20 protein-coding genes and 2 pseudogenes are annotated in these 22,841 nt (G+C 70.5%); 8 read left to right on the forward strand and 14 right to left on the reverse strand.

The window, feature by feature from the left end:
- Positions 1–2,328 (forward strand): WD40 repeat domain-containing protein (locus tag ACFU5F_RS25555; RefSeq protein ID WP_383891551.1); only part of this gene is annotated, 2,328 nt, incomplete at its 5' end.
- Between the two features lie 22 nt (positions 2,329–2,350).
- Here the strand turns inward: ACFU5F_RS25555 and ACFU5F_RS25560 are convergent.
- The 5 genes from ACFU5F_RS25560 to ACFU5F_RS25580 form a co-directional block, all read right to left on the reverse strand.
- Positions 2,351–3,169, reverse strand: a complete 819-nt coding sequence (locus ACFU5F_RS25560; RefSeq protein ID WP_383891554.1) for a ribosome-inactivating family protein — start codon at positions 3,167–3,169, stop codon at positions 2,351–2,353.
- 174 nt (positions 3,170–3,343) lie between these two features.
- Complete coding sequence (locus ACFU5F_RS25565; RefSeq protein ID WP_383891556.1) at positions 3,344–4,741, reverse strand: hypothetical protein; 1,398 nt, start codon at positions 4,739–4,741, stop codon at positions 3,344–3,346.
- On the reverse strand, positions 4,738–6,018 hold the full coding sequence (locus ACFU5F_RS25570) for a glycosyltransferase (protein ID WP_383891559.1): 1,281 nt from the start codon (positions 6,016–6,018) through the stop codon (positions 4,738–4,740). Before ACFU5F_RS25570 ends, ACFU5F_RS25565 begins: the two co-directional genes overlap by 4 nt.
- Positions 6,019–6,477: 459 nt before the next feature.
- Positions 6,478–7,776 carry a hypothetical protein gene (locus tag ACFU5F_RS25575; RefSeq protein WP_383891562.1) on the reverse strand — a complete coding sequence of 433 codons (1,299 nt, stop codon included), beginning with the start codon at positions 7,774–7,776 and terminating at the stop codon, positions 6,478–6,480.
- 154 nt (positions 7,777–7,930) lie between these two features.
- Positions 7,931–9,031, reverse strand: coding sequence for a hypothetical protein (locus ACFU5F_RS25580; RefSeq protein ID WP_383891565.1), 1,101 nt, complete (start codon positions 9,029–9,031; stop codon positions 7,931–7,933).
- Positions 9,032–9,721: 690 nt separating this feature from the next.
- On the opposite strand from ACFU5F_RS25580, the gene ACFU5F_RS25585 reads away from it, so the two are divergent.
- On the forward strand, positions 9,722–10,255 hold the full coding sequence (locus tag ACFU5F_RS25585) for an FG-GAP repeat protein (RefSeq protein ID WP_383891567.1): 534 nt from the start codon (positions 9,722–9,724) through the stop codon (positions 10,253–10,255).
- Here ACFU5F_RS25585 and ACFU5F_RS25590 read toward each other — a convergent pair.
- Complete coding sequence (locus ACFU5F_RS25590; protein WP_383891569.1) at positions 10,153–10,752, reverse strand: YdcF family protein; 600 nt, start codon at positions 10,750–10,752, stop codon at positions 10,153–10,155. The two genes, ACFU5F_RS25585 and ACFU5F_RS25590, sit on opposite strands and share 103 nt — an antisense overlap.
- 31 nt (positions 10,753–10,783) lie before the next feature.
- On the opposite strand from ACFU5F_RS25590, the pseudogene ACFU5F_RS25595 reads away from it, so the two are divergent.
- The 3 genes and pseudogenes from ACFU5F_RS25595 to ACFU5F_RS25605 form a co-directional block, all read left to right on the forward strand.
- Positions 10,784–10,980, forward strand: a pseudogene (locus tag ACFU5F_RS25595) (nitroreductase); the annotation flags it as partial.
- 238 nt (positions 10,981–11,218) lie between these two features.
- Complete coding sequence (locus ACFU5F_RS25600) at positions 11,219–11,980, forward strand: class I SAM-dependent methyltransferase (protein ID WP_383891571.1); 762 nt, start codon at positions 11,219–11,221, stop codon at positions 11,978–11,980.
- 175 nt (positions 11,981–12,155) lie between these two features.
- Positions 12,156–12,827, forward strand: coding sequence for an adenylate kinase (locus tag ACFU5F_RS25605; RefSeq protein WP_383891574.1), 672 nt, complete (start codon positions 12,156–12,158; stop codon positions 12,825–12,827).
- 119 nt (positions 12,828–12,946) lie between these two features.
- Here the strand turns inward: ACFU5F_RS25605 and ACFU5F_RS25610 are convergent, their stop codons facing one another.
- Positions 12,947–13,318 (reverse strand): hypothetical protein, encoded by a 372-nt coding sequence (locus tag ACFU5F_RS25610; protein ID WP_383891577.1) that lies wholly within the window; start codon positions 13,316–13,318, stop codon positions 12,947–12,949.
- A 140-nt stretch (positions 13,319–13,458) separates the two neighbouring features.
- Positions 13,459–14,103, reverse strand: a complete 645-nt coding sequence (locus tag ACFU5F_RS25615) for a dihydrofolate reductase family protein (RefSeq protein WP_383891580.1) — start codon at positions 14,101–14,103, stop codon at positions 13,459–13,461.
- Between the two features lie 706 nt (positions 14,104–14,809).
- On the opposite strand from ACFU5F_RS25615, the gene ACFU5F_RS25620 reads away from it, so the two are divergent.
- A complete protein-coding gene (locus ACFU5F_RS25620; RefSeq protein WP_383891583.1) occupies positions 14,810–17,338 on the forward strand; it encodes a GH32 C-terminal domain-containing protein in 2,529 nt (842 codons plus the stop codon).
- Between the two features lie 258 nt (positions 17,339–17,596).
- On the opposite strand, the gene ACFU5F_RS25625 is transcribed toward ACFU5F_RS25620, so the two are convergent.
- Together ACFU5F_RS25625 and ACFU5F_RS25630 are read right to left on the reverse strand one after the other, a co-directional pair.
- A complete protein-coding gene (locus ACFU5F_RS25625) occupies positions 17,597–18,448 on the reverse strand; it encodes an RCC1 domain-containing protein (protein ID WP_383891585.1) in 852 nt (283 codons plus the stop codon).
- Positions 18,449–18,525: 77 nt separating this feature from the next.
- Positions 18,526–19,239: an AAA family ATPase gene (locus ACFU5F_RS25630; RefSeq protein WP_383891588.1), complete on the reverse strand. Its 714-nt coding sequence runs from the start codon at positions 19,237–19,239 to the stop codon at positions 18,526–18,528.
- A 77-nt stretch (positions 19,240–19,316) separates the two neighbouring features.
- Here ACFU5F_RS25630 and ACFU5F_RS25635 point away from each other — a divergent pair.
- Positions 19,317–19,757: pseudogene (locus ACFU5F_RS25635) on the forward strand (GNAT family N-acetyltransferase); the annotation flags it as partial.
- Here ACFU5F_RS25635 and ACFU5F_RS25640 read toward each other — a convergent pair.
- The 3 genes from ACFU5F_RS25640 to ACFU5F_RS25650 form a co-directional block, all read right to left on the reverse strand.
- Positions 19,704–19,949, reverse strand: coding sequence for a hypothetical protein (locus ACFU5F_RS25640; RefSeq protein ID WP_383891591.1), 246 nt, complete (start codon positions 19,947–19,949; stop codon positions 19,704–19,706). The pseudogene ACFU5F_RS25635 and the gene ACFU5F_RS25640 overlap by 54 nt on opposite strands.
- 99 nt (positions 19,950–20,048) lie before the next feature.
- Positions 20,049–20,759 carry a hypothetical protein gene (locus tag ACFU5F_RS25645; RefSeq protein WP_383891593.1) on the reverse strand — a complete coding sequence of 237 codons (711 nt, stop codon included), beginning with the start codon at positions 20,757–20,759 and terminating at the stop codon, positions 20,049–20,051.
- Positions 20,744–21,382 (reverse strand): hypothetical protein, encoded by a 639-nt coding sequence (locus ACFU5F_RS25650; RefSeq protein ID WP_383891705.1) that lies wholly within the window; start codon positions 21,380–21,382, stop codon positions 20,744–20,746. Before ACFU5F_RS25650 ends, ACFU5F_RS25645 begins: the two co-directional genes overlap by 16 nt.
- 326 nt (positions 21,383–21,708) lie before the next feature.
- Here ACFU5F_RS25650 and ACFU5F_RS25655 point away from each other — a divergent pair, with 326 nt between their 5' ends.
- The gene (locus ACFU5F_RS25655; RefSeq protein ID WP_383891596.1) at positions 21,709–22,299 is read left to right on the forward strand and encodes a DUF6328 family protein; all 591 of its coding nucleotides are present in this window, start codon (positions 21,709–21,711) and stop codon (positions 22,297–22,299) included.
- A 31-nt stretch (positions 22,300–22,330) separates the two neighbouring features.
- Here ACFU5F_RS25655 and ACFU5F_RS25660 read toward each other — a convergent pair whose 3' ends face one another.
- Entirely contained in the window at positions 22,331–22,834 is a 504-nt protein-coding gene (locus ACFU5F_RS25660; protein ID WP_383891708.1) for a PaaI family thioesterase, read from the reverse strand.
- Positions 22,835–22,841 lie beyond the last annotated feature (7 nt).

A 22,841-nucleotide genomic window follows, 5' to 3' on the forward strand; every position in this document is an offset into this window, starting at 1 on the left:
GAACTGTTCGCGGGCGACGACCGGGCCTACGACGGTCTGACGTCCGAGGAGACGGCCTTCCTGGTCGCCGCGGTGGAGCAGCGGGCGGCGGAGGAGCGGACCGCCACCCGGGCCCGGCGCCGCAGCCGCACGCTCACGGTCTCGCTGTGCGCCGTGCTGGCGGTGGCGCTGGTCGTCGGCCTGACCGCCGTGCGCCTGCGTCAGGACAGCGAGAAGCAGACCACCGACACGGCGGCCCGCCGGGTGGCCGCGGTCGCCGAGGCGCTGCGTACCACCGACCCGCGCACCGCGATGCTGCTCGGCGTCGCCGCATGGCGCACGTCCCCGCTGCCGGAGTCCCGCCGAGCCCTGCTGGGCGCGCTGGCCCAGCGCGAACTGGGCACCTTCACCGACCCGGCGCCGGGTGACGGACCGGCGCGGTTCCTCGACGCTTCCGGACGGACTCTGCTCAGCGTAGGCGTGGAGAACAGCTGGCGGACGTGGGATCTGGGCACCCATCGCCGTGTCGCCTCGGGGCCGGTACCCGACGGAGGCATGCTCGACGCGGGTCCGGGTGGCCGGGTGCTCGCTGTCGCGGTCACTGACAGGGACCAGCGGCTGTGGGACACCCGAGCGAGGCGCTGGATCGGGGGTGTCCTGCCGCACGGATACAGCGTGAGGTTCGGGGCGAGTGACCGCAATTACCTGCTGACGAGCATGACGGACGACCGGGTGGGGCTCTACTCCGTCAACGATGGCCGTCTTGTCTTCCGGACCCCGGCGGCCGGCGGTGGACGGCTCACCGACGCGGCAACCGACGGCGACCGGCTGGTGGCCGTCTGCCCGCGCGGCCGGGCCCCGCAGGTCTGGGACACCTCCACGCGCAGCGTCCGGTCCGGTACCTGGACGAGTGCTCGCGGCGTCTGCGACGACAGCACCCGCGTCCGCCTCACCGGCGGCCGGCTCCTCGCTCTCACCGGGGACCGGGTGCGTGTATGGGACACCACGTCGGGACGAGAACTCGCCGACGTCGTCCACCCCGGGGTCGTCTCGGCCGCCGTGAGCGCGGACGGCTCGTTTCTGGCGACCGGCGGCGAGGAGGTCAGGGCGTGGCGTCTGCCCAGCGGCGGCGTCCCCGTCTTCCGGCAGTCCTTGGACAACGCGCCCCTCTCCGGTCTCGCCTGGGACTCCTCCCGGCCCCTGCTGCGGTACCTCGAAGGGGGCACGGTCCACACCCTCGACCTCACCACGACATTCACCCGCGCCTGGCGCAAGAATCCCCTCGCCGGGGTCCGGCTCAGCCCCGACGGCCGGACGCTCGCAACCGCCGAACCCACTCGTGACGGCTACGTCTTCCACCTGCGGAACACACGCGACGGCCGTCTGCTGCGCACCCTGCCGGCCCCGTCCCTTCCCGTCCTGCGCGACGACAGACCGATCTTCCTCCCTGACGAGACGGAGCCTCTGCTGTCCTTCAGCCCCGACGGAGGCGTGTTCGCGTACGGAATCTCCGTCCCCGGCGGGGACACGACGGCGCAAGGGCTGACGATGTGGGACGTGGCCGCCGGACGCGTCCGGACCACGGTGGACCTGGCGAAGGCACCCGCGCCTACGTCGGCGTACCTGGAGCCCAGTGACACGATCGCCCTGGGCCCTGGTGGACGTACGCTCCTCACCGCACGGGGGGCGCCCGAGGGGTTCGTCAACGAGACGTGGAGCACCGCGCACGGGCGGAGGACGGCGCTCCTCCCCGGCCCGGGCGGCGATCATCTGGCCGTCAGCCCGGACGGCGGGCTCCTCGTGACTGACAACCGCCTCGTCCGAGGGGGCAGGTCCCAGGCTCATGATCTCGTCCAGCGCGACGCCGTCGAGACAATCGCCTTCGCTCCCGACGGCTCCCGCCTGGCGGCCGGCGACGGGACCGGGCGGGTGGCGATCTGGGACGGCGATCTCCGGCGCCGGGAGGGCATCCTGAAGAACGTCTTCCTGGCGCCCGTCGATCCGACCCACGACTCGGCCGAGAGGATCACGGCTCTCGCCTTCAGCCCGGACGGCCGCACGCTCGCCGTGGGCGGCGACTCGGGAACCGTCCAACTCTGGGACATCTCCACCCAGCAACCCCTCGGCCCTTCCCTGCCCACCCCCGGTGGGAGCGTGAAGACGCTCGCCTTCAGTCCGGACAGCACCATCCTGTACGCGGGTGGCCTGCACGTCCCGCTCCAGCGGTACGTCGTGGATCCGGAGCGAGCGGTCTCCCTAGTCTGCGCCCGGGCCGGGAAGACCGAGCTGACTCGCGCTCAATGGCGCACGTACCTGCCGGACCGGCCGTACCGGCGGGTCTGCACCTGACCGGCTCGGGCCGCAGCCGTGCTCACAGCCCGTCCGTCCTGTCGCGGCCGATGAAGACATGGCCGATACCGGTCCCGTGCCGCATCTGGTCCGCCTGCTGTGCGGTGACGAACACGTCACCCCCGTTGTCCATACCGTTCGCGATGCGGTCGGCGACGGAGCGGAACCGGGAAGCCTCGGTGACGGCAATGAGGTAGCACAGCAAGCCGCGCGCCCGGGCGGGACGGCCGGTGGCGCGGGCCCCGAGGTCCCGGAGGCTGTTCACCAGGCTGACTGAGCTCAGGTTGATGGCGGTCAGGGGCTGGTTCGCGACGCGGGCGAGGGCGTCGTAGTCCGCCTTGCCGAGCAACCGGTCGTTGTCGGTGGCGTCTTCCTCGAAGGGGGCGCCGGGGGCGGCATTCAGGACGAAGCCGCGCGGGGTGTCGCCGGGGAGGAACCGCACGACGGCGAAGTCGCCGAGCCGCACGATGGCATGCACCGCGGGGGTGTGGCTGCCGCCGCTGATCAGGATGTCGGCGAAACTTTGGGGCACCGTGTCGTCGTCGGTGAGGGCGACGTCCGCCCCGCTGTCGACACCATCGCCGACGCCGTGGGCGGCCGCGGCATCGGCGAGGTCGCGCAACTGGTCGAGCATTGTCAGATAGGCGACCGAGCCGCGGTTGACGTTCCAGCGGACCTGGGGGCAGTCGATGTGATTCCTGCCGCCGACGGTCTCGGCGTTGATCGTCACGGGGTCCGTCGCCGTCGAGGCCGGCGTGTCGCTGTGACCGAGCGGCAGGAAGATCACCAGGATTCCGAGCAGGACGGAGAGAGCGACCGCGATGAGGACGCTGGTGGGCATGGTGTGCTCCGATGGTTCGACGTGCGGCGATACTCACGATCGACGTTCACAGCCGGGGGATTGTTTGGCAGGCCCCTCCTGCCGCCGCAGACAATTCCGGGGATCAGGTTCCCCCCTGCTGTGCAACGAGAAGCGGGTACCGGGGGCGGCGTGGAGAAGCGCCGCCGTCGGCCGTCATGGACGCACGACGACGGTCCACCCGGGGTTGTAGGTGTCCGGTACGGGAAAACGTTGCCAGTCGCGCGCCCAGTGCGGTGGGTTCCGCTCGCGAAGGACCAGCGCCATGGGGTGCGCCGGGGGATCCGACTCCGGGGCAGAGCAGCCCGCGGTGTGGGCGATGGGAATCGTCGAACTGTTCCCCGCGAGGACACACGGCGGGTGCACCCCGTGCTCGCGCAGCACGGAGGCGATCCGGTCCCAGTCTCCGCGGGCCCGCTGCTGGATGCCCGCATGGGTGTGGACGAGAGCGGCCTGGAGGCCCCAGTGCCCGAGGAACGCCAGGGCGAGCGCCGCGGCTGCCGGCAGCGAGCGGCGGTTACGGGCCCGATGGACGACGGCGAGCAACCCGACAGCGGCAGGAAGCGCCAGCAGGGCGTAGGCCGGCAGCAGGAAGCGGGCCGCGGCGTAGGGGACGAGGAAGAGGTACGGCGCCGCCGTGGCCAGCGCCACCGCCACCGCAAGCCACAGCGGTGCGGTGGACCGGCGCGCCCGGTGCTCCGCCCACAGCCCCAGGGCCACCAGCAGCGGCAGCAGCACCCACCATTCCGTCACGGGCAGCCGTACGCCGTCGCCCGTACAGGGACGGCACAGCAGCGGGCCGTCCAGCGCGGTGAGATGGGCACGCAGGGAGAACACGGCCCGCAGGCCGCCCTGGACCTCGTCGGCCTCCGCAAGCCGGTTCCGCACTCCGCCGAACCGCACCTCGGCCTCGACGACCCAGGGCAGCACACCAGCCGCGAATCCGGCCGCCACGGCTGCCAGACGCCCCCGGAGGCAGCCGTGGTCGCGCAGGGTCGGCATCAGCACGGCGGCCAGGAGCAGCGGTACGGCGACGGCCACACCGTCGTTGGGCCGCATCAGAGTCACCACCGCCAGGCCTGCCGCGACACCCCCGTACCGGGGGCGCGGCGCGAGGAAACAGCCCACCGCGGCGGTGGCCCCCATCGCGGTGTAGTGGTTGGGCATCGCGGAACCGGCGTAGAACAGGGTGATCCACAGGCTGCCGTACAGCCCGGCCGCCACCCACACCGCCGCCGGGCGGCGCACGATCCGCAGCCAGGGGCGGAATCCCAGCCAGAGCGCACCGCCGGCCAGCAGGAGCAGCCACACCCTGAACAGCACCGTCGAGTCGCTCCAGGAGGCGATCGGAGCGAGCAGCAGAGGGACCCCGCGGGTACGGGGGGCACTGAACGGGGTCTCGGGACCGTACGGTCCGAAGCGGCTGGCGTACACGATCTCGTCCCAGCCGAGCGGCAGCGTGAGCGGTACGAGGACGGCCGACAGCAGACAGAACCCGGCGGCCACGATCCACAGCCGCCGCTGCGCGGAGACCACTGCGCGATCCGTGTTCATCCGACCCAGCCCATCTCGCGCCGCCCACGGCGCACGGCTCCGCGGGCGAGGATGCCTGCCGTGGCGGCGAGGACGGTGGCACGGCCACGCCAGTCGGCCGGGCCGGGCGGTGGAGGAGCGGGCGGCCGGCCGGCCCGCTCCTCCACCAGTGTGCTCAACAGGCGCTCGTACCGCTCGGCGACGTCGTCCGGGGCGAATCGTTTCGCTGCGCCGGCCCGGGCCGCCTTGCCCATCTCCGCACGCCGTCCGTCGTCCCGCATCAGCGCCAGCAGGGCGTCGGCCATGCCCCGGGTGCTGTCACGCGGGACGAGAAGGCCGTCCTCCCCGTGGCGGATGATCTCGCCGGGCCCGTGGGGGCAGTCGGTGCTCACCACGGGCAGGCCGCACCGCATGGCCTCCACGATCGTCATGCCGAAGGACTCGTGCGCGGAGGTCACCGCGGCGAGGGAGCCCTTGACCAACTCGGCCTCGAGGGGAGTGGCCGAACCCATCAGGAAGACCCGGTCCCCCAGGCCGTGCCGGGTGATCCGGTCGGCTATCCGGCCGCGCTCCGCACCGTCCCCGTAGATGCGCAGGGACCAGTCGGGGCAGGCCGCACCGGCCAGGGCGAACGCGTCGACCAGCATCTCGTACCGCTTGACGCGGGCCAGCCGGCCTGCCGCGACGACGACCCTGGCCGCCGCGTCGGCCGGCGGCACCCTGGGTTCGGGGACGCTGTTGGGGATGGCCACCACCTGGGTGCACGGCAAGCGCATGCCGCGCCGGTGGTCGCGCGCGTCGGCCTCCGTCATGGTGACCAGCGCGTCGAGACCGCCGTACCAGCGCTGGAGTTCCGTCCGCAGTCGGTGGGAGTGGCTGTCGTGGGTGAGATGCTCCTGGCCGACGCGTACGGTGAGCCGCTGCCCGAACCGGGCCAGCAGCGCGTTGAGCCCGGCCCTGGTGCTCACGACGACGTCGGCGTCCGTCTCCCGCAGCCAGTCGATGACCCGCTGCTCGGCAAGCCGGTGGTACTGGTGCGAGCGGCTGTCCCCCTGGGGAAAGAACTCTCCGGCCCGGTGGGCGAGGGGGTCCGCGGCGTCCATGGACTTTTGGCGGCGGTCCACCAGGGCCCGCAGCGGCACCTCCGGCGACCGTCCCAGCCGCGGCTTCTCCCGGTGCCGGAAGACCGACACGAGTTCCACCTCGTGTCGACGGGCGAGTGTGTCGGCGAGTGTCATGGTCGTTCGTACGGTGCCGCCCATCGCGTAGGCGTTGTGCAGCAGGAAGGCGATGCGCACGTGCGGCGTTCCTCGATTTCCCTGTGATGTCGCCGGTCAGTGCCGCTGCCTCACCTTCGACCAGGCGACAACAACCCCGACTGCCGAGGCGCCTGCGATCCGAGGATCGTCATCGCGTCGGGGCCGGGTATGCGCTCTTCCTCGGGGTGACTCAGCGTGCCGGGATCCGGCCTTGCCGCCACCGACATTCGCGACGGGAAGGTTGTTTGGCACCTCCCCTTCGCCAGGTCGGACAATCCTGGGGGCGGTGGATCGCCGGGCCGGGTGCTCGGGCGTGGGGGCGCCTCGCGCCGAACAGACGGGCACGGTGGGCGAGCTTGCAGAGGTGACGCGGCGACTTCGACGACCCCGCCGACGTGCACCGCCCCGGCTCCCGCCCCTGCGCGGTCTATTCGGCTGACGGATCGACGGGAAGAACGCCCTTCGCCGGGAGTGGTGACCGCAGAGGCGCTCCGGTGTCTATGAAGGGCTCCGGCACACGGACCAGACCTCTTCCAGCAGTGCCGGATAGTCCTCGCCGTAGGTGACAACGCCCGCGTAGACCGCGTCCAAGGCGGCCTGGAGCGGGTCGGCTCCCGCGGCGTCGACCAGTGCGGGCAGGGCCATGTGCGGCTGCGACATCCGCAGGGCCGGGTCGGGTGCGCCGAAGACGACGGCCATGGCGTATGCAGGCGGGCTGTCGTCGGGCTGCGGTGCGGGCGGGCTCGGCGGCTTCACCATGGCGGCCGCCGGGCCCACCACGGGCGGTGATGCTGGTGAGGGGTTCCCCGCAAGCTCCTGGCCCCTGGAGGGTTCGGCCGGATGGCGGGGCGGCCGTCGGGGCGGGACGGCCCGGCCGACGGTCCTGTTCGGGACACGTGGGTCCGCGTCCAGTACCTGCCACATGTGGTCGCGGTCGTCGAAGGGCGGCGGCAGCGGACGGCCGGCGGCCAGGGCCGTGAGTGCGTCGGCGATCCGGTCCAGGCCGGTCAGGCCGGCCCTCTCGCAGGCCCGGCGGGCAGCCAACAAAGCCACGGCGCGCTGGGTGGCGGGGCCGGCGGCATCGATGGCGTGCAGGAGTGCGGGGTCGAAAGGGAGTAGGCCTCGCACGTTGCCGCCGACACCGCGCAGGGCCTGACTGGGCAATTGTCCGCCCCATTCCCACCGCTCGTGGGCGAGCAGGCTTTCTCGTTCCGCTTGTTGCCGGACGAGGCGGGCTCGGTGTTCGGCTGCGGCGCGCTCGGCGGGTGTGGGAGGCGGTGGCTGCTTGCGGGCGAAGTGGTGCCAGTAGGCGGCGTTCTGCGAGGTCTGCCTGATCACCTGGTCGGACCGAGGCGGCGCGGGCCAGAACTGCAGCAGGTATCTGTCGACCTGGGGGTCGTCGTCCAGTCGGGTGTCCCGCTTGCGGGCCGCGTCCATGCCTGTGGCGCAGTAGCGCACGCGGTAGTCGGTTTCTTCCAGGTCCAGGTCCCAGGCGTCCTCGCCCGCCCATTCCATGAGCACGCTGGTGGCGGACAGCGGACGGAAGGACACCTCCACGACGTCCTCCCATGCCGGATCCAACGGCGGGGCCTGGTCATGGACTTCGACGGTGAAGCCGACGCTGCCGGTGTGCAGCCCGGTGGTCAGCCACAGCGCGCCGGGAATCGCCGCCCCGCACAGCCCGCTGCTCTGTCCGGCGAACGCCTCCGCCAGACCGGGGCCGACACCGTCCTGGTCACTCTCGACATAGATCTGGCCGTAGTGAACATGCACCTCGCCATCGACCGGCCTGCGCACCTCACGCCCTCCCCGGCAGGGTTGTGCGCCGCGTACGGCAGTCGCGTACACGTGGCGCGGAGACGGCGTTCTGTGACGGGCTGCTTCGGCCGAGGCCGGTGGGCGGCGGGATTTCCCGGAGCATGGTGGGCTGCCTTCTTCCTGGGGCGCGGCGCTAGGAACGCGTCGCCGCCCTGCACTCGTCCCCGGAAGTCCCGCCCTGCCCGACCGGCGCGCTGCGGTCGTAGGGATCGATCGCCGCGCCGGACTCGTCCGTACGACGGTCCGCACCGAAGGGTGGGGTGAGGTAGCCGGTGGAGGCTCCGCAGCCACCGTTGGTCATGTCGTACTTGTACGAGACGATCGAGAACGTGCCCGGCTCGGTGATCACCTTGTCAGGGTCGTCCCAGCTCAGGACCAGTTCGCGCCGGACGATCGTGCGCACGATCTCGTCGTCGCGGCCCGCGTCCGCGGGGGTGACGGGGTAGACGAAGGTGACATCGGCGGTCACCTGGAGCGCACCGCGCTCGCCCTCCTGGTAGGTGAGCCTGCCCCTGGTCTTCACGACGTCGCCGACCAGGCGGGTCCGGGAGGGCTGGAAACGGCTGAAGAGGAGGAGGGGGTCGTCCTTCTCGCTCGGGGATCGGAAAGCGGTGTTCAGAAGATCTTGGACGTCCTTCTGGTGCGGGTTGATCAGCGCGATCGCCGCCTTGGGGCGCTCGCCCCGCAGTACCGCGCGGTCCAGGCCGGACTCGACGAGAAAGTCCCGGCTGCGGGCGAGGGCACGCTCGACCTCGGCCGCGCTCATCCAGCCGACCGCTTCGGCCTTGGGTACGGCGATCCCCGCCGCTCCGCTCGCCCAGCCCGCAGCCGGGGAACCGCGGAACGGCCTGTCCGTGGTGGGACGTTGGGCCGCCTCCGTCGGGGGTGCCTGGGTCGGGCGGGCGCTCTCGGCCGCCGGCGGCGGGGAGTCGGGGTCTTCGCCGGCGAACAGGTTCACTATCCGCCCCGGCGCGAGCGCCGCCACGAGCAGGACCGACGAGACCAGCAGCCCGAGCACGTACCAGCGTGTGCGCCGCTTGGGCTGCGCGGGCGTATAGGTGCGCCAGCCCTCCGGCCCCCGCCCAGGCTCCGCGCGCAGCCGATTCGCCACGTCACGGGCCCGCGCCGAGGTTTCTCTGGGCGAGTCGGCGGCACCCGCCACCGACTCGCGCAGGAACTGCTCCCACTCCTCGTCGGACTTGGACGAACCGTCCGGCTCCCTGCCCGCTCCCATCCCCTACCCCCTGGCTTTCGGTTGACCGCGGCCCACTCCCCCGGGACGCGCCCGCATAATGACACAGAGCGCTGACAGCCGGGCCGGCTGGGCGGACGGTGTAGCCGCCTCTGCGTCTTGTTCGGCGCGTCGCACGCATCAGAGGGCGAGCGCGCGCCGAGCGGCTGAACTCCCGCGCCGGCAAACTCTGATCGCGAAGCGAGCGCCCCCTCCTGTCACGAGGTCGAGCGCACGATCATCAGGTTGCACGGCTTCTGCTCCGCGCTCCGACGGGAACGACAACGGGAAGGCCCCGGCGCGGCCGCCGGTTCCCGGCTCCTTCCGCCCTACAGACCGGGGGAAGGAGCTTTCGGACCGGGGGTGTTCGGCGGCATACCCAGGAAGGGGCCGGACGATCGGTGCAGTACCCGTTCCAGATCACGGCGTATGCGCTCGGCTTCACCACGCACCTGGGCGGGGACATCGCCACGCTCGTCGACGAGGCGGCTGAAGATGGGAGTTTCCTGGAACACGGCGGGGTCTGCTCTCTGACGGGCTTTCCGGGCGGCGGTGCGAAGCCGGTGCGGCGGTGTACGACTGCGAGCGAGGCCAAAATCTGGCCACGCCCCACACCCTACGGTGGGACACTGACAACGCGGTGTCCCCGGCCCTGCAGCCGCCGTTCACGGGATCGTCCCCGGAGTCTGCCGCTTGCCCCCGCACACAGGCCGCAGCCGTGGGGGAGAACCAACTGCCGGAAGCCGTCGAGCGCGGCATCCTTCACTCCCGGTCGACGTCAACGGCGACGGCCACCGCGACCTGGCCGCCGCCTCCACCGCGGAGAACGCCTCCGACGGCGCCGTCTGGCTGCCGCGCGGCATCGCGTCACCACCACGTCGGCCCAGGCCTTCGGCCCGAAGGCCCTGTCGGCTCCCTTCGCGAACGCCCTGTTCGGCAGCTTCCTGCGCTGACCGGTCTGTGCCATCCGGATGGGCCGCCCGGAGCGAGAACTCCGGGCGGCCCGACGCCTGTCCAGGTACGCGCCATCGACGCGGGCCCGCGCGGCGGGCCTTGGTCAGGGCCTTCACGAGGCTGTCGGGGCGCGTTCGCACCCCCGGAGGCGCTCGGGCGACAGCGGCCGGCTACAGCGAGACCTTGCGCTCCTCCGCCTTGAGGACGCGGAGTTTCCAAAGGCCGTACAGAGCCAGCAGCGGTTTGCCAATGATCCACTCGCCAGGACGGTAGTCCTCCGCTCGCACGAGTCTCTCGGCGAGATCAGGGCGTTGCCGCCTCAAGTACGCACGGGCCTTGAGTGCGTGAGCCGGCTGGGAGGCGATCTTGATGCGGTCGACATCCTCGAGCAGCGGGATCACGTTCGTGATGTTCTCCCACGTCGTCGCGCTCTGGTCCTCGAGAACCACCGTGCCGTCGAACCCGAGCACCGACTTCGCATGGTCAGCCATCAGCTGGGCTTCTGAGGCATGGGAGCCGGTCGCACCACCGCTGAAGATCACGCGAGTGTCTCGCGCACCGTCCATGGCAACGGAGCGCAGCCCAGCACGAACGCGGGAGCGGTTGATGAAGTTCGCCTTCGGTCCTGGGTTCCGGTAGCCCAGCACCACCACGGCCTCCGATGCGCCCTCGCCGCTCCCCACGAGGGCTCGGGACCAGCGCCAGTTCAACCACTCGCCCCAGGCCAGGGCCGCAGCCCCAGCCAGCGCCAGCCCTGCTCGTCGTCGCATGCGGCGACTCTACTGAGAATGCCGCAGGGCTGTGCGGGCCTTCAGTGAGGAGCCGGTGCCCACAGAGGTGCTCGCACCTGTGCCGGCCGCGGCGGCCAGGGCTCCGTCGAGCGGGAGTATCCGAAGTGTCCGGCCGAACTGACGTCACCGTATCCGGACCGTTTCTCCGCCGCGGCCGCTCAGCGGTACGAAGCGCTGGGCATCGGGCGCGACGACCCCGACAGACCCACAGCCGGGCCGGGCCGCTGACCTGCGGAAGGCAGCGCCGGGCGAGGCCGGCGGCCCGGGCAAGCCGATCCGAGCCGCCGGCCGTCGGCACTTCTGCGGCACGGCGGGCCGACGGCGGTAGTACTCCACCGGACCCGGTTGGCGAGGCGGCCGTCGATGTCGGGCGGGTGAGGATCCCTCGCACCCTGACGGGCAAATCCCGTTGCAGGCACAGCAGTTACTTCGGTCGAATGCCTCCATGACTCATGATGGCCCGGCGGACCATGTGGAGCAGAACCGACGCTTCTGGGATGACGAGGCGGCTGCGTGGCACGGGCCGCTCGCCCGTGACCACTGGGCGCAGGCGGAACCGACCTGGGGATTGTGGGCCACCCCCGAGTCGCGGGTTTCCGTACTTCCCGACGGCATCGACGGTATGCGCACCATCGAGTTGGGTTGCGGTACCGCCTACGTCTCCGCTTGGCTGGCCAGAGCAGGTGCCCACCCGGTGGGGATCGATCTCTCGGAGAAGCAGCTCGCCACTGCCCGCGCCATGCAGGCGGAGTTCGGCATCGACTTCCCCCTCGTTCTGGGCAATGCCGAGAAGGTGCCGTACGAGGACGACACGTTCGGCCTGGCGATCAGCGAGTTCGGCGCCTCGCTGTGGTGCGACCCCTACCGGTGGATCCCGGAGGCAGCCCGGGTTCTCGTTCCTGGGGGTCGGCTGGTGTTTTCGCGGTACTCACCGCTGTTCGCGCTGTGTGTTCCCCCCGAGGGACCGGCATCCACCACTCTGTACCGCGGCCAATTCGGCCTGACGCGGCTGGACTGGGGGAATCACGTGGAGTTCGTCCTGCCGCACGGTGACATGATCCGTCTGCTGCGGGACTGCGGCTTCGTCGTGGAAGACCTGATCGAGATCCAGGCGCCCCCATCGGCACGGGATTACCTGGAAGTGTCCGCCAACTGGGCCCAGCAATGGCCGTGCGAAGAGATCTGGAAAGCTCGGTTGGCGGGCTGATAGGCCTTCGCCGTACCTCGCCGGCAATTCTTCTCCTCTTCAGGCAGCCGACCGGTACTCACCGGCCCCACCCCAAGACGTCGACAGGGTTTCTCCGGGCAGCGCCACCGTGGACCCAGGCCTGTGGTCAGCCAGACGGCTCGACGGCCACACATGACGAAGGGACACCTCATCGATGCGCGTCCTCCTGATCGGTCCGCCCGCAGCCGGCAAGGGCACGCAGGCAGTGCTCCTTGCCGCGCGTCTGTCGATCCAGCACATCTCCACCGGTGACCTGTTCCGCGAGCACGTCGGCCAGGGCACCGAGCTCGGTCAGAACGCCCACTCGTACCTACGCGCCGGCCTTCTGGCTCCGGACGAGGTCACCATCGAGGTGATCAAAGAGCGCCTTGCCCGTCCGGACACCGAGCGCGGATTCCTGTTGGACGGCTTCCCCCGCAATCTTGCCCAGGCGGAGGCGCTGGACGGCACCCTGGCCGAGTCGGAGTCGGGGCTGGATGCCGTGCTCGAACTGGGCATTCCCGAGGTCCAGGTGGTCAGGCGGATCGCTGGACGACGGTTGTGCCGTCAGGACCACGAACACATCTTCCACGTCGACTACAGCCCACCTGTGGTAGCGGGAGTCTGCGACGTCTGCGGCGGTGAGTTGTACCAGCGTGAGGACGACCGCGAGGCAACTGTTCGTACGCGGCTGGAGGTCTATCGCACCGAGACGGCGCCGGTCGTCGCCCACTACCAGGCCATGGGTCTGGTGACCACGGTCTCGGCCCTCGGCCAGGTGCAGGAGGTTCTGGACCGCGCTTTGGCCGCGATCGGCCAGGGCCGCCCGCCAGCCAACTCCGTGTGACGGCCCCGGCCTTCTGACGAGGCGGCTGACCGGATCCGTGTGCTGCAGGCCCGGCGTCAGCGCGGCGCGGCCCGCTTCCGGCCGAAGCCGCAAGCGGGCCGGGCGGGGCCGGCGTGGCGTCAGTGGCCGCTCTTGGCGCGCATGTCGGTGACGTCGCGGTGGACCGGATCCAGCTTCGCGACGAGGTTGGTCTTCACCGTCGGCGACTCCCCGCCGCCGAAGGAGTGGGTGACCAGGATCTCCCGGCTGTAGCGCCCGTTGACCTTCCACTGCACCGGGACATTCTCGGCGCGCAGGACACCGTCCACGTGATTTTTCCTCTCCCATGCCGCCAGCCGCTCGGCGAAGGCGGGCGTCAGGCAGTGCGCGCGCAGCGCCTTGGCCGACCTGGTGTCCGGGCCCTCGGTGTCTCCCTTCGCGTCCACGTACGCTCCGTAGAAGTCGGCGAGCCGCGTCACCGGGTTACCGGTCCTGCCACTGATCGACCGCACCGCGGCAGACGCCTTTGTCCGACCCCGGTGAGCACCCTCCGGGGTCGACAAGATCGATGCGCCGAGCACCTGCCCGGTCCAGGCGCCCGGCGAGCGCGAAGCGATGTGTACCGCCACCCGTGGAGGTCAGAAGCCCCGCATCAGGAATCGCTCCCGACGCCGCGATCGGGGGCGCTCATGTCCCCGGTGGCGGGCGTGCCGTCGGCGAGTGCGTAGCGCAGGTACACGGTGCCCTTGGTGCCGGCGGCCGGTGGTTCGAGGAGGGTCAGGTTGGTGGGTACCTCACCGCCGTCGAACACCTTCTTCCCGACGCCGAGCACGATCGGGTGCACCCAGAGGTCGAGACGGTCGAAAAGCTTCTCGCGCAGGAGGGTCTGCACCAGGTCCAGGCTCCCGACGACCTTCACGTTCTGGTGCCGGTCCCGGATCTCGCGTACCGCTGCGGCGAGGTCCGGGCCGAGCTGCGTGGACCCCTCCCACGACAGGTCGGGCGTGCCGCGCGAGGCCACGTACTTCGGGACACGGTTGAAGAGGTCGGCGATCTCCCCGTCCTCGCCGCCCTTCTGGTGCGGCCAGTACCCGGCGAAGATGTCGTACGTCCGCCGGCCGAGCAGGAGGGCGTCGGTGCCCTCGTACGCGGCACCTACCTGCGCCCCGGAGACCTCGTCCAGCAGAGGCGCCTGCCAGCCGCCGAACGGGAACCCGGCCGGGTCCTCGTCGGGACCTCCGGGTGCCTGCCCGACGAGATCCAGGGTCGCGAAGAGTTCGATGTGGATGAGGCCCATGGCTTCCTCCCGATGAGACGGTCGTCGCGGTCAAAACGTAGACCCGCGGAACCCGGCGTACTCATCGCCGCGCCGACCCGAGCCGGTCGGACAGCCAGCCAGCCAGGAACAGCTGAAGCCAATGCTGGGGAGATAGGCACAGGCGGTCTGGAAGAACACCGCTGCCGTGCCCGTCAGCAGTGCGACGCTCAGCAGCAGCCCGATACTCGGAATGTGCGTCCGGCGACGCAGGAGACGGCCGGGCGGATTCTGCTGGGTGTCCCCACCGACACAACTCGGCAGTGAAACCACAGCTTTCGTCCTTCCGCGAGGCAGGACAGGCCGTCGCCGACCTCCGGTCCGGCGAGGACGAACCCGCCCGATTCGCCTCAACGGCGGACCTGGGCAGCGACGGCCACGAGGCGGCGCGATCCGCGCGGCGGGCCCGGGCCGCCGCGGCACGACCGGGTGGCCCAACCGACGGCAGCCGACCCCATCTTGCGGTAGGACGGGCAGACATGCCCCGCCAGAGAATCCCGTCCGAACCGTTGACGCGTCGGCCCGATGGCGTTCATCATCGGGCCACCCGATGTCATCGTTGACACAAGTCATCGTTGACATCCCCTGGTCGGCGGTGTGGACGCCAGTCGCGGACCACGGAGTCGCATTTTTCACGGGCCGCCCGCCGCAGGCTGGGGCGCGTGGAGCCCGGATCACAGGAGACACCATGAGCTCTGCACGTGTAACCCGACAGGCCCGCCTGCGGGCAGCCGCAGCCACGGCGGCCGTCTGCGCGCTGTCCGCCGCCTTGCTCGCCCCGCAGGCCTCCGCGGCCGACGCCCCGGCGTACTCCGAGACCTACCGTCCCCAGTTCCACTTCACTCCCGAGAAGAACTGGATGAACGACCCCAACGGCCTCGTGTACTACAAGGGCGAGTACCACCTCTTCTACCAGTACAACCCGAGCGGCAACTCGTGGGGCGACATGTCCTGGGGGCACGCGGTGAGCACGGACCTCGTCCACTGGCAGGAGCTGCCGCTCGCCCTGTCGCACGACGACAAGGAGATGGTCTTCTCCGGCAGCGCCGTCGTAGACGAGAACAACACCACCGGCTTCGGCACCAAGAAGAACCCGCCCATGGTGGCGATCTACACCAGCCACGACAAATCCACCGGCATCCAGTCGCAGGCACTCGCCTACAGCAACGACCGCGGCCGCACCTGGACCAGGTACCAGGGCAACCCCGTCATCGACATCGGCTCGAAGGACTTCCGCGACCCCAAGATCCAGTGGTACGCGCCCACCCAGAGCTGGCTGATGTCGGTGTCGCTGTCCGCGGAGCACAAGGTGCGGTTCTACTCCTCCAAGAACCTCAAGGACTGGACCCGGCTCAGCGAGTTCGGCCCGGCCGGCGCGACGGGCGGCGTATGGGAGTGCCCCGACCTGTTCCCCCTCGCCGTCGACGGCGACAAGAACAACATCAAGTGGGTCCTGGTCGTCAACATCAACCCCGGCGGCATCGCGGGCGGTTCGGCAGCCCAGTACTTCATCGGTGACTTCGACGGCACGAAGTTCACCGCCGAGGACGACGGCACCTACACCCCGCCCGCCGGGACCGTGAAACAGGACTTCGAGGACACCGGCTTCGGTTCGTGGACGGCCACGGGCACCGCGTTCGGCCCGGGCCCGGCAGCCGGGACGCTCGACGGGCAGCAGACCGTCAGCGGCTTCGACGGCAAGGGACTCGCCAACAGTTTCCACTCCGGGGACGCCACCACCGGCACCCTGACCTCCCCCTCCTTCACCGTCGACAGCCCCTACCTGAACTTCAAGATCGGCGGCGGACGCCACCCGCACCGGCCCGGGAAGGTCCTCGCCGACTTCGAGGACGGCAGCTATGGCGACTGGACGACGACCGGCGACGCCTTCGGCACGGCACCGGCCACCGGCACCCTCCCCGGCCAGCAGCAGGTTGCCGGCTTCCAGGGCAGTGGCCTCGTCAACACCTTCCTGAGCGGCGACGCCGGCACCGGCACCCTCACCTCTCCCGAGTTCACCCTCGACAAGCGCTACGTCAACTTCCTCATCGGCGGCGGCAACCACCCCGCCGGATCCGCCAACCCCACCGCCCTCGAACTCGTCGTCGACGGCCAGGTCGTGCGCACCGCCACCGGAAGAGACGCCGAGGCACTCCAGGCGGCCTCCTGGGACGTCCGTGACCTCGCCGGCAAGAAGGCGCGGATCAGAGTGGTCGACGACAACACCGGTGGCTGGGGCCACATCAACGTCGACCAGATCACGCTGTCCGACAGCCAGGCCCAGCCCGGCTCCCAGGAGACCTCCGTCAATCTGGTCGTGGACGGCCAGGTGGTCCGCAGCGCCACCGGATCCGACAGCGAGACGCTGGACTGGGCCTCCTTCAACATGCGCCCCTTCCTCGGCAAGAAGGCGCGGATCCAGCTCGTCGACCTGAACACCGGCGGCTGGGGCCACATCCTCGCCGACCAGTTCACCACCGCGGACTCCCCCGCCCTCTCCGCCCTGCAACGTGCCGGCTGGGCCGACTACGGCAAGGACTACTACGCGGCCGTGTCCTGGGAGAACTCCCCGGGCAGCAAGCGCTACATGATCGGCTGGATGAGCAACTGGGACTACGCCGGCGCCACCCCCACCACTCCCTGGCGCGGTGCACAGAGCATTCCCCGCCAGATGGGCCTGCGCACCGTCGACGGCCGCGTCCGACTGACCAGCGAGCCGGTGACCAGCGTGAAGTCCCTGCGCCAGGACGACCCGGCGGCAGCGGCCACCACGGTCGTGACGAACACCTCGCAGGCGCTGATCGGTCCCGCCGCCCAGGGCAGGACACTCGACATCGAGGCGACCTTCTCCCCCAGGGATGCCGAACGATTCGGGCTGAAGGTTCGCACCGGGGCCGCGGGCGAGGAAACCGTCATCGGCTACGACACCACGACCCAGGAGCTGTACGTCGACCGCACCCGCTCCGGCGCCGTCGACTTCAACGGCACCTTCCCCGGCATCCAGACCGCGCCCCTCAAGGCGGAGAACGGCAAGATCAGGCTGCGGATCCTGGTCGACTGGTCGTCCGTCGAGGTCTTCGGCGGCAACGGCGAGGCCGTGATAACCGACCAGATCTTCCCCGACCCGGCCAGCCAGGGAGTCCAGGTCTTCGCCGAGAACGGCTCGGTGAGGCTGGACAAGGCGACCGTCTGGCACCTCGATTCCACCCACGGCTGATCCCCACTGCCGCCCAGCGCGACTGCACGCGAGGACACGACAGCGTGGCGCGCCGAGCTGGGCGGCACCGAGCCGCGGCCCGCATGTCCCGGGATGCGGGGATCCGGAGCAGCCCGGCCGTCGAGAGCACGAACAGGTGCGCGGCTCCAGGGCAGGGTGGGTGCGGCGATCCTCGTACCGCGTATGACCGTTCGCCGTTCGCCGTCCGCCGTCCGCCGTCCGCCGTCCGCCGTCCGCGGCAGATTGCGGCACCGAGGCTCACGGAAGCCGGACTCCGGACCAGGCGTCGACCGCGCACTGTCCGTCGACGTTGTTTCCCGTGGACACGACCGTGCCGTTGGCACGCAGGCCGAGGGTGTGCGCGGAACCGGCCGCCACCGCGACGATGTCGTGCCAGTCTCCGACGTCGCACTGGCCGTGGCGGTTGTCTCCCACGGCAAGGACCCGCCCGGACGCAGTGACCCCGACGGTGTGACAGCTGCCCGCGTCGAGCCCCACGACTTCCTCCCACTCATCGACCTCGCACGCCCCGGTGGTCCGGTCTCCGGTCGCTACGGCGCGCCCGTCGGCCCTGAGGCCGACGGTATGGACGTACCCGGCCGCGATGGCGGTGAGGTCACGCCAGCCCTCGACGGCGCACTGACGGCGTCGGTCGTTGCCCACGGCCAGTGCGGCACCGTCCGACCGGACGCCGACCGAATGCCAGTCACCACACGAAAGGGCGACCACCTCGCGCCAGGCCTCCACGTCGCACTGCCCTTCCACCGTCCGGCCGGTCGCCAGCACGCGGCCGTTCGCGAGCAGTCCGAGCGTGCGGCGCCAGCCGGCGGCCACTGCTGTGACTGCACGCCATCCGGCGACATCGCACTGCGCGTCGCTGTTCCACCCCGTTGCCAGCACCGTGCCGTCCGAGCGGAGTCCCACGGTATGGGACTTGCCCGTGTTCCTCGCGGTATGGACGTTGCCGGCCGCCACCGCGACGACACCGTCCCACCCCTCGACGCGACATTCGCGGGCTGCGTCATTGCCCACGGCGAGAACGGTTCCGTCCGAGCACAGCCCGACCGAATGCCGCCTTCCGGCAGCCAGAGACGACGAATGGACGGACACTACGACTCCTTTTCTCAGCCCGCGCGCCACCGGACACGACCCGCCGATGACCGACGCCAGGCACGCTTCCACGGGGCCTACGGTTCGACGATGTGCCGCAGATAGGCCTGCGGATCGGAGAGATAGCGGCGCCAGTGATCCACGAGGTCGAGCTCCGGCCAACTGACCCTCCGCATTCCGTGCTCACCGACCTCGATGATGTCCGCGCCCGGCAGCGCCGTCAGCAAGGGCGAGTGCGTGGCACAGATGACTTGGCCGCCCTCCCTGGCCAACCGGTCGATGTGCCCGATCAGTTCAAGGCACGAGGAGAAGGAGAGCGCCGCCTCCGGCTCGTCGAGAACATAGAGCCCGGCGTGGAGGAACTTCCCGCGGAACGCCGCGAGAAAGCCCTCGCCGTGGCTGACATCCTCCGGCGAGAACCCCTCCCGGTCCAAGGCGTCCAGCGCGGTCTCGGCCCGCAGGAAGAAGCCCTTGCGGGCCGACCAACTGGTGGCCATCCGACGCCCGCGCCCTGAGGCGGCGTCGAACTTCATACGCTCACCGAGAGCCGACTTGCCGCGCGGGGAGGCGTAACGCCAGTCGTGGGAGCCGCCGTAGGAGTCCAGGCCGAACCCCTCCGCGAGCGCCTCGACCAGCGTCGACTTGCCCGAACCGTTCTCACCGACCAGAAAGGTCACGGGCGCGGTGAACCTCAGCCCTTCGCGGAGCATCTGTCGCACGCAGGGCACCGACCAAGGCCAGGCATCCTCGTCGTACGAAGGGAGATGCGCATACGCGCGTTCGACAATCACCCGACCAGTGTCACCCGGGCACGGCAAGCGCACGCACGCTCACCCGCGGGTATGCGGAGCCGCCGCGTTCGACGAGTGAAGCCGGTTCCCGGAGTTCGGCCCACCAGATCCCGGCGGATCTGGTCAGCGGAGGTGCCGCGCTGGGCTGGGTCGAACCACCCTCGCAGGATGAGTCGCGGAGCTTCTCGGCCACGTCGTCTCTGCGGTACGGGCCGGGGATGCGGCGTTGCGTGCCGCATATCTCGACCGTCGGCTGGTCGGGCTGGGGTACTGGTTCCGCCACACCCGGCCGACACATCGGCCACACGCCGATCTGGAGGAGATCGCGGTACGTCCTGCTGCCCATGGCCGGAGTGTCGGCCGCGCGCCGGCCGCTGCGTTGATCACGGATGCCTGGGCGGCGGGCATCGAGGTCCTCACCCTCGACGCCCGTGGTGACAACGCCCATGCCCTGCACCTACCGATCACTGGGCTTCACCGAGTACGGCCGTCTGCCCGGCTTCGTCACGTACGCCGACATTGAGCGCGGAGTCCGGCACGGACGTGCCCAGGAGCCTGGCGTAGTAGTGCACCGGCGACACCGGTTCCGCACCGACCACTGGACCGTCGAGGAACCATTCGACCTGCAGGACGCTCCGCGCAAGGTGACCGGCCAGGCCACCCACCGACAGCCCGGGCAGCACGGATTCCTTCTCCCAACGCTGCGCCACCCCTCCGCTGCCAGAAGCTGCACGGCCTGTTCGGCAGCCAGCAGGTACGCGTTCCGTATCGCGGTAGTCGTCATGCCCTGCATAGTGCCGACAGGAAGATCACAGTCGTCGGGTCGTCCATATATCGATCACATCATCCACCATGTGGACATTCGGCTGGCCCTCGGCCCGGTGTGGGTTCGGCGTGCCGTCATCGCTCATGTGCGCCCGCTGCCAGATCTGGGCCCATCGGTACGGGGTGTCCGACACGAGCCGGTGCCGCTGCCCGCACGGGCATGGCCTGCGCACCCACGCGCACCCATGGCACAGCTCGACCCAGCCGTGCCCGGTCGACCTCGGTTCCAGCGGCCCCTCGTCCCCACAGGCCGGACAGCCGGGGAGAGCGGCGCCGTCCAGGAACGCGTTCTGCCGTTGGACGTACTCGGGCAGTCGCAGCGAAGGGTGGCGATGCGGGTCCTCACACCAGGCGCGGTCCGGGCCGTCCCATCTGTGCCCCAGCCACCACGGTCGCGGATTAGCCACTGCCCGCCGACCGGCCCGCTTCTGCGCCCGGCGCTGCTCGACGTACTCGTCCGCCCGCGCGAGCCACAGCACCCGCGCCTCATGCAGTTCCTCCACCGCTCGCACCAGCGCGTCCGGGTCCGCCTCCAGCCGCCGGGGCATCGCGGCGCTGAGCGTGAGGTGGTGGTACGTCGCCCGGAAGCCGTAGGGCGCGAAGAGGGTGAGGCACGTCCGCAGCGCGCTGTGTCGGCGGTGGGGAGGGAGGTGAGCCTCGTGCACGCGCGCTCGGTGGGTCAGGAAGCTGGCCATGGGGTGTGCTCCAGGTCCAGCACCCGCGCCAGGGCAGCGGTGACGGCGGTGGCGTGCGCCGACAGGTGTTGTTCGGCCCAGCTTCCGGCGAGGCTGAGGAAGTCCTGCAAGTCCCGCTGGGCACCGGTGACAAGGGTACGTACCTGGTCCACCGGCAGTTCGATGACCGGGCTGTCATTGCCCCCGTCGGCGTCGAGAGTCAGCCGGACGATGTCGCCGACGCGTTCACCCATCGAGGAGGGGTCGTGGCCGAAGTAGCAGCCGCCGGTGCCGTCGAGCATGTCAAGCCAGTCCCGCCAGGTCTCCAGACCGTTGCAGCAACCTGGCTGGACGACGACAGTGTCGGTGGCGCTATCGGTCACACGGAAGCCGCCGGCGGCAAACAGATCGGGCATGGTGAGCAGTCCGTGCAGGAACGTGCCGAGCGGGTCGGTCGGGCACGGCCCGTGCTCCTCTTCCGGCTCGAAGTCGTTGCAGTTGGCGATCCGCATCACCGCCGTGCCGACCTCCGCCGGAGTCAGGTCCCCGTCGAGAACGAGGTATCCGTACGACTCGTGCTCGCCGATGGGCCAGAGCGCGAAGTCGTCAGCAGCGAAGATCTCCAGAACGGGTTGCATGACCATCACACAGGGATGATGCCGGAACCTACCACCGCGCCGCCACGGGCTTTACTCGCCCCTGTCGGGCTCAGGGCGGGCCCCCACCGGGGCAGTCGGACGGGCCGAAGATCGCCGCGTGGGCACGCTGTGCTGGTGACTTGGCTCATTGGCTCACCTCGGCCTCCCACTGTCGGTCGTACGGCCTCGACGTCACGTTCGGTGCTCAAATCCTCCCGCAAGGCTTCGGCAGAGCGCGCCCGCAGGGCCCCGAAAGCAGCGGGCCCTCCGCCGCGCAGGCATGGAAGTAGCCCGAGCGGGCAAACGGTCGCTCCCTGAACCAGGAGGATGCCATGGCCCTGACGGAGCGGCCGGCCGGCGCAGGACCGGCGGCAGAGCAGGACACCGCCTGCTGCGCCCACCGCGATCACCACCAGCGAACGCCGGAAGCCGAAGCGCCGGAGGCGCCGGAATCGGCGCACGAGAGGGTCAACCGCCGTTGGAACGAGATCCTGCAGGAAACGCGGGTCACCCAGACCGGCGTGCAGATCCTCTTCGGATTCCTGCTCAGCGTGGCCTTCACGCCGTTGTTCCGGGAGCTGGAGACGCTGGACCGCGGCATCTACGTCACCACCGTGGTGCTCGGCGCGGCGGCCACCGGAGCGTTGATAGCCCCCGTCTCCATGCACCGTTTCCTGTCGGGTCAGCGCATGAAGGACGACCTGGTGGAGAGCGCCGCCCGCCTGATGATGTGCGGCATGGTCCTCCTCGCCCTGACCATCGGCTGCACGCTGCTGCTGATCCTGCGCTTCGTGGTGCCGGGCGTCCTCGCCGAAATACTCGTCGGCGCGGTCATGCTCTGGTTCGGCCTGTGCTGGTACGTGCTGCCGCTGCTGCTGCGCCGCCGCGCTGCCCGGCGCTCGCGCTCCGGCCGCGAAGCGTGACCAGGACGGCGACGACGAGACCGCGACCGCGTCAGGTCTGTGAGGGAGCGGGCAGCGGAAGCAGCATGCAGCTGCTCGTGGCATGAGCGAGGAGACGGTCCTCCTCGTCGATGAGCGTGGCCTCGGCCAGCACCGTACGGCGGCCGCCGTTGAGGACCGTGCCGACGGCGCGCACCCTGCCGGTGTCCACCGTGATGCGCCGCAGGAACTTCACGCTCAGGTCGAGGGAGGTGTATCCCATACCGGTCGGCAGAGTGGACTGCACGGCACAGCCCGCCGCCGAGTCGAGCAGCGTGGCGAAGACACCGCCGTGCACGCTGCCGATCGGGTTGTAGTGCTCCTCCCCCGGCATCAACGAGAACACGGCCCGGCCGAACTCGACCTCTTCGAGGGCCATGTCGAGCGTGGCCGCGATGGGCGGGGCGGGCAGTCGGCCGGCCTTCACGTCGCGCAGGAACTCCAGACCGGAGACGCGTCCGGCGGCTGCAGCCGTCAGCTGGGGGTCCTCCCACTCGTACGTCCGCGTCCGTCCCACAGTCACG

The sequence above is a fragment of the Streptomyces sp. NPDC057438 genome (assembly GCF_042802995.1).
Classification (GTDB): domain Bacteria; phylum Actinomycetota; class Actinomycetes; order Streptomycetales; family Streptomycetaceae; genus Streptomyces.

Bases quoted from the DNA above. Each gene is read 5' to 3' on its own strand.
- ACFU5F_RS25560 (WP_383891554.1), bottom strand. From the start codon at position 3,169: ATGCCCACCAGCGTCCTCATCGCGGTCGCTCTCTCCGTCCTGCTCGGA.
- ACFU5F_RS25565 (WP_383891556.1), bottom strand. From the start codon at position 4,741: ATGAACACGGATCGCGCAGTGGTCTCCGCGCAGCGGCGGCTGTGGATC.
- ACFU5F_RS25580 (WP_383891565.1), bottom strand. From the start codon at position 9,031: ATGGGAGCGGGCAGGGAGCCGGACGGTTCGTCCAAGTCCGACGAGGAG.
- ACFU5F_RS25590 (WP_383891569.1), bottom strand. From the start codon at position 10,752: ATGCGACGACGAGCAGGGCTGGCGCTGGCTGGGGCTGCGGCCCTGGCC.
- ACFU5F_RS25600 (WP_383891571.1), top strand. From the start codon at position 11,219: ATGACTCATGATGGCCCGGCGGACCATGTGGAGCAGAACCGACGCTTC.
- ACFU5F_RS25605 (WP_383891574.1), top strand. From the start codon at position 12,156: ATGCGCGTCCTCCTGATCGGTCCGCCCGCAGCCGGCAAGGGCACGCAG.
- ACFU5F_RS25615 (WP_383891580.1), bottom strand. From the start codon at position 14,103: ATGGGCCTCATCCACATCGAACTCTTCGCGACCCTGGATCTCGTCGGG.
- ACFU5F_RS25620 (WP_383891583.1), top strand. From the start codon at position 14,810: ATGAGCTCTGCACGTGTAACCCGACAGGCCCGCCTGCGGGCAGCCGCA.
- ACFU5F_RS25645 (WP_383891593.1), bottom strand. From the start codon at position 20,759: ATGGCCAGCTTCCTGACCCACCGAGCGCGCGTGCACGAGGCTCACCTC.
- ACFU5F_RS25650 (WP_383891705.1), bottom strand. From the start codon at position 21,382: ATGGTCATGCAACCCGTTCTGGAGATCTTCGCTGCTGACGACTTCGCG.
- ACFU5F_RS25655 (WP_383891596.1), top strand. From the start codon at position 21,709: ATGGCCCTGACGGAGCGGCCGGCCGGCGCAGGACCGGCGGCAGAGCAG.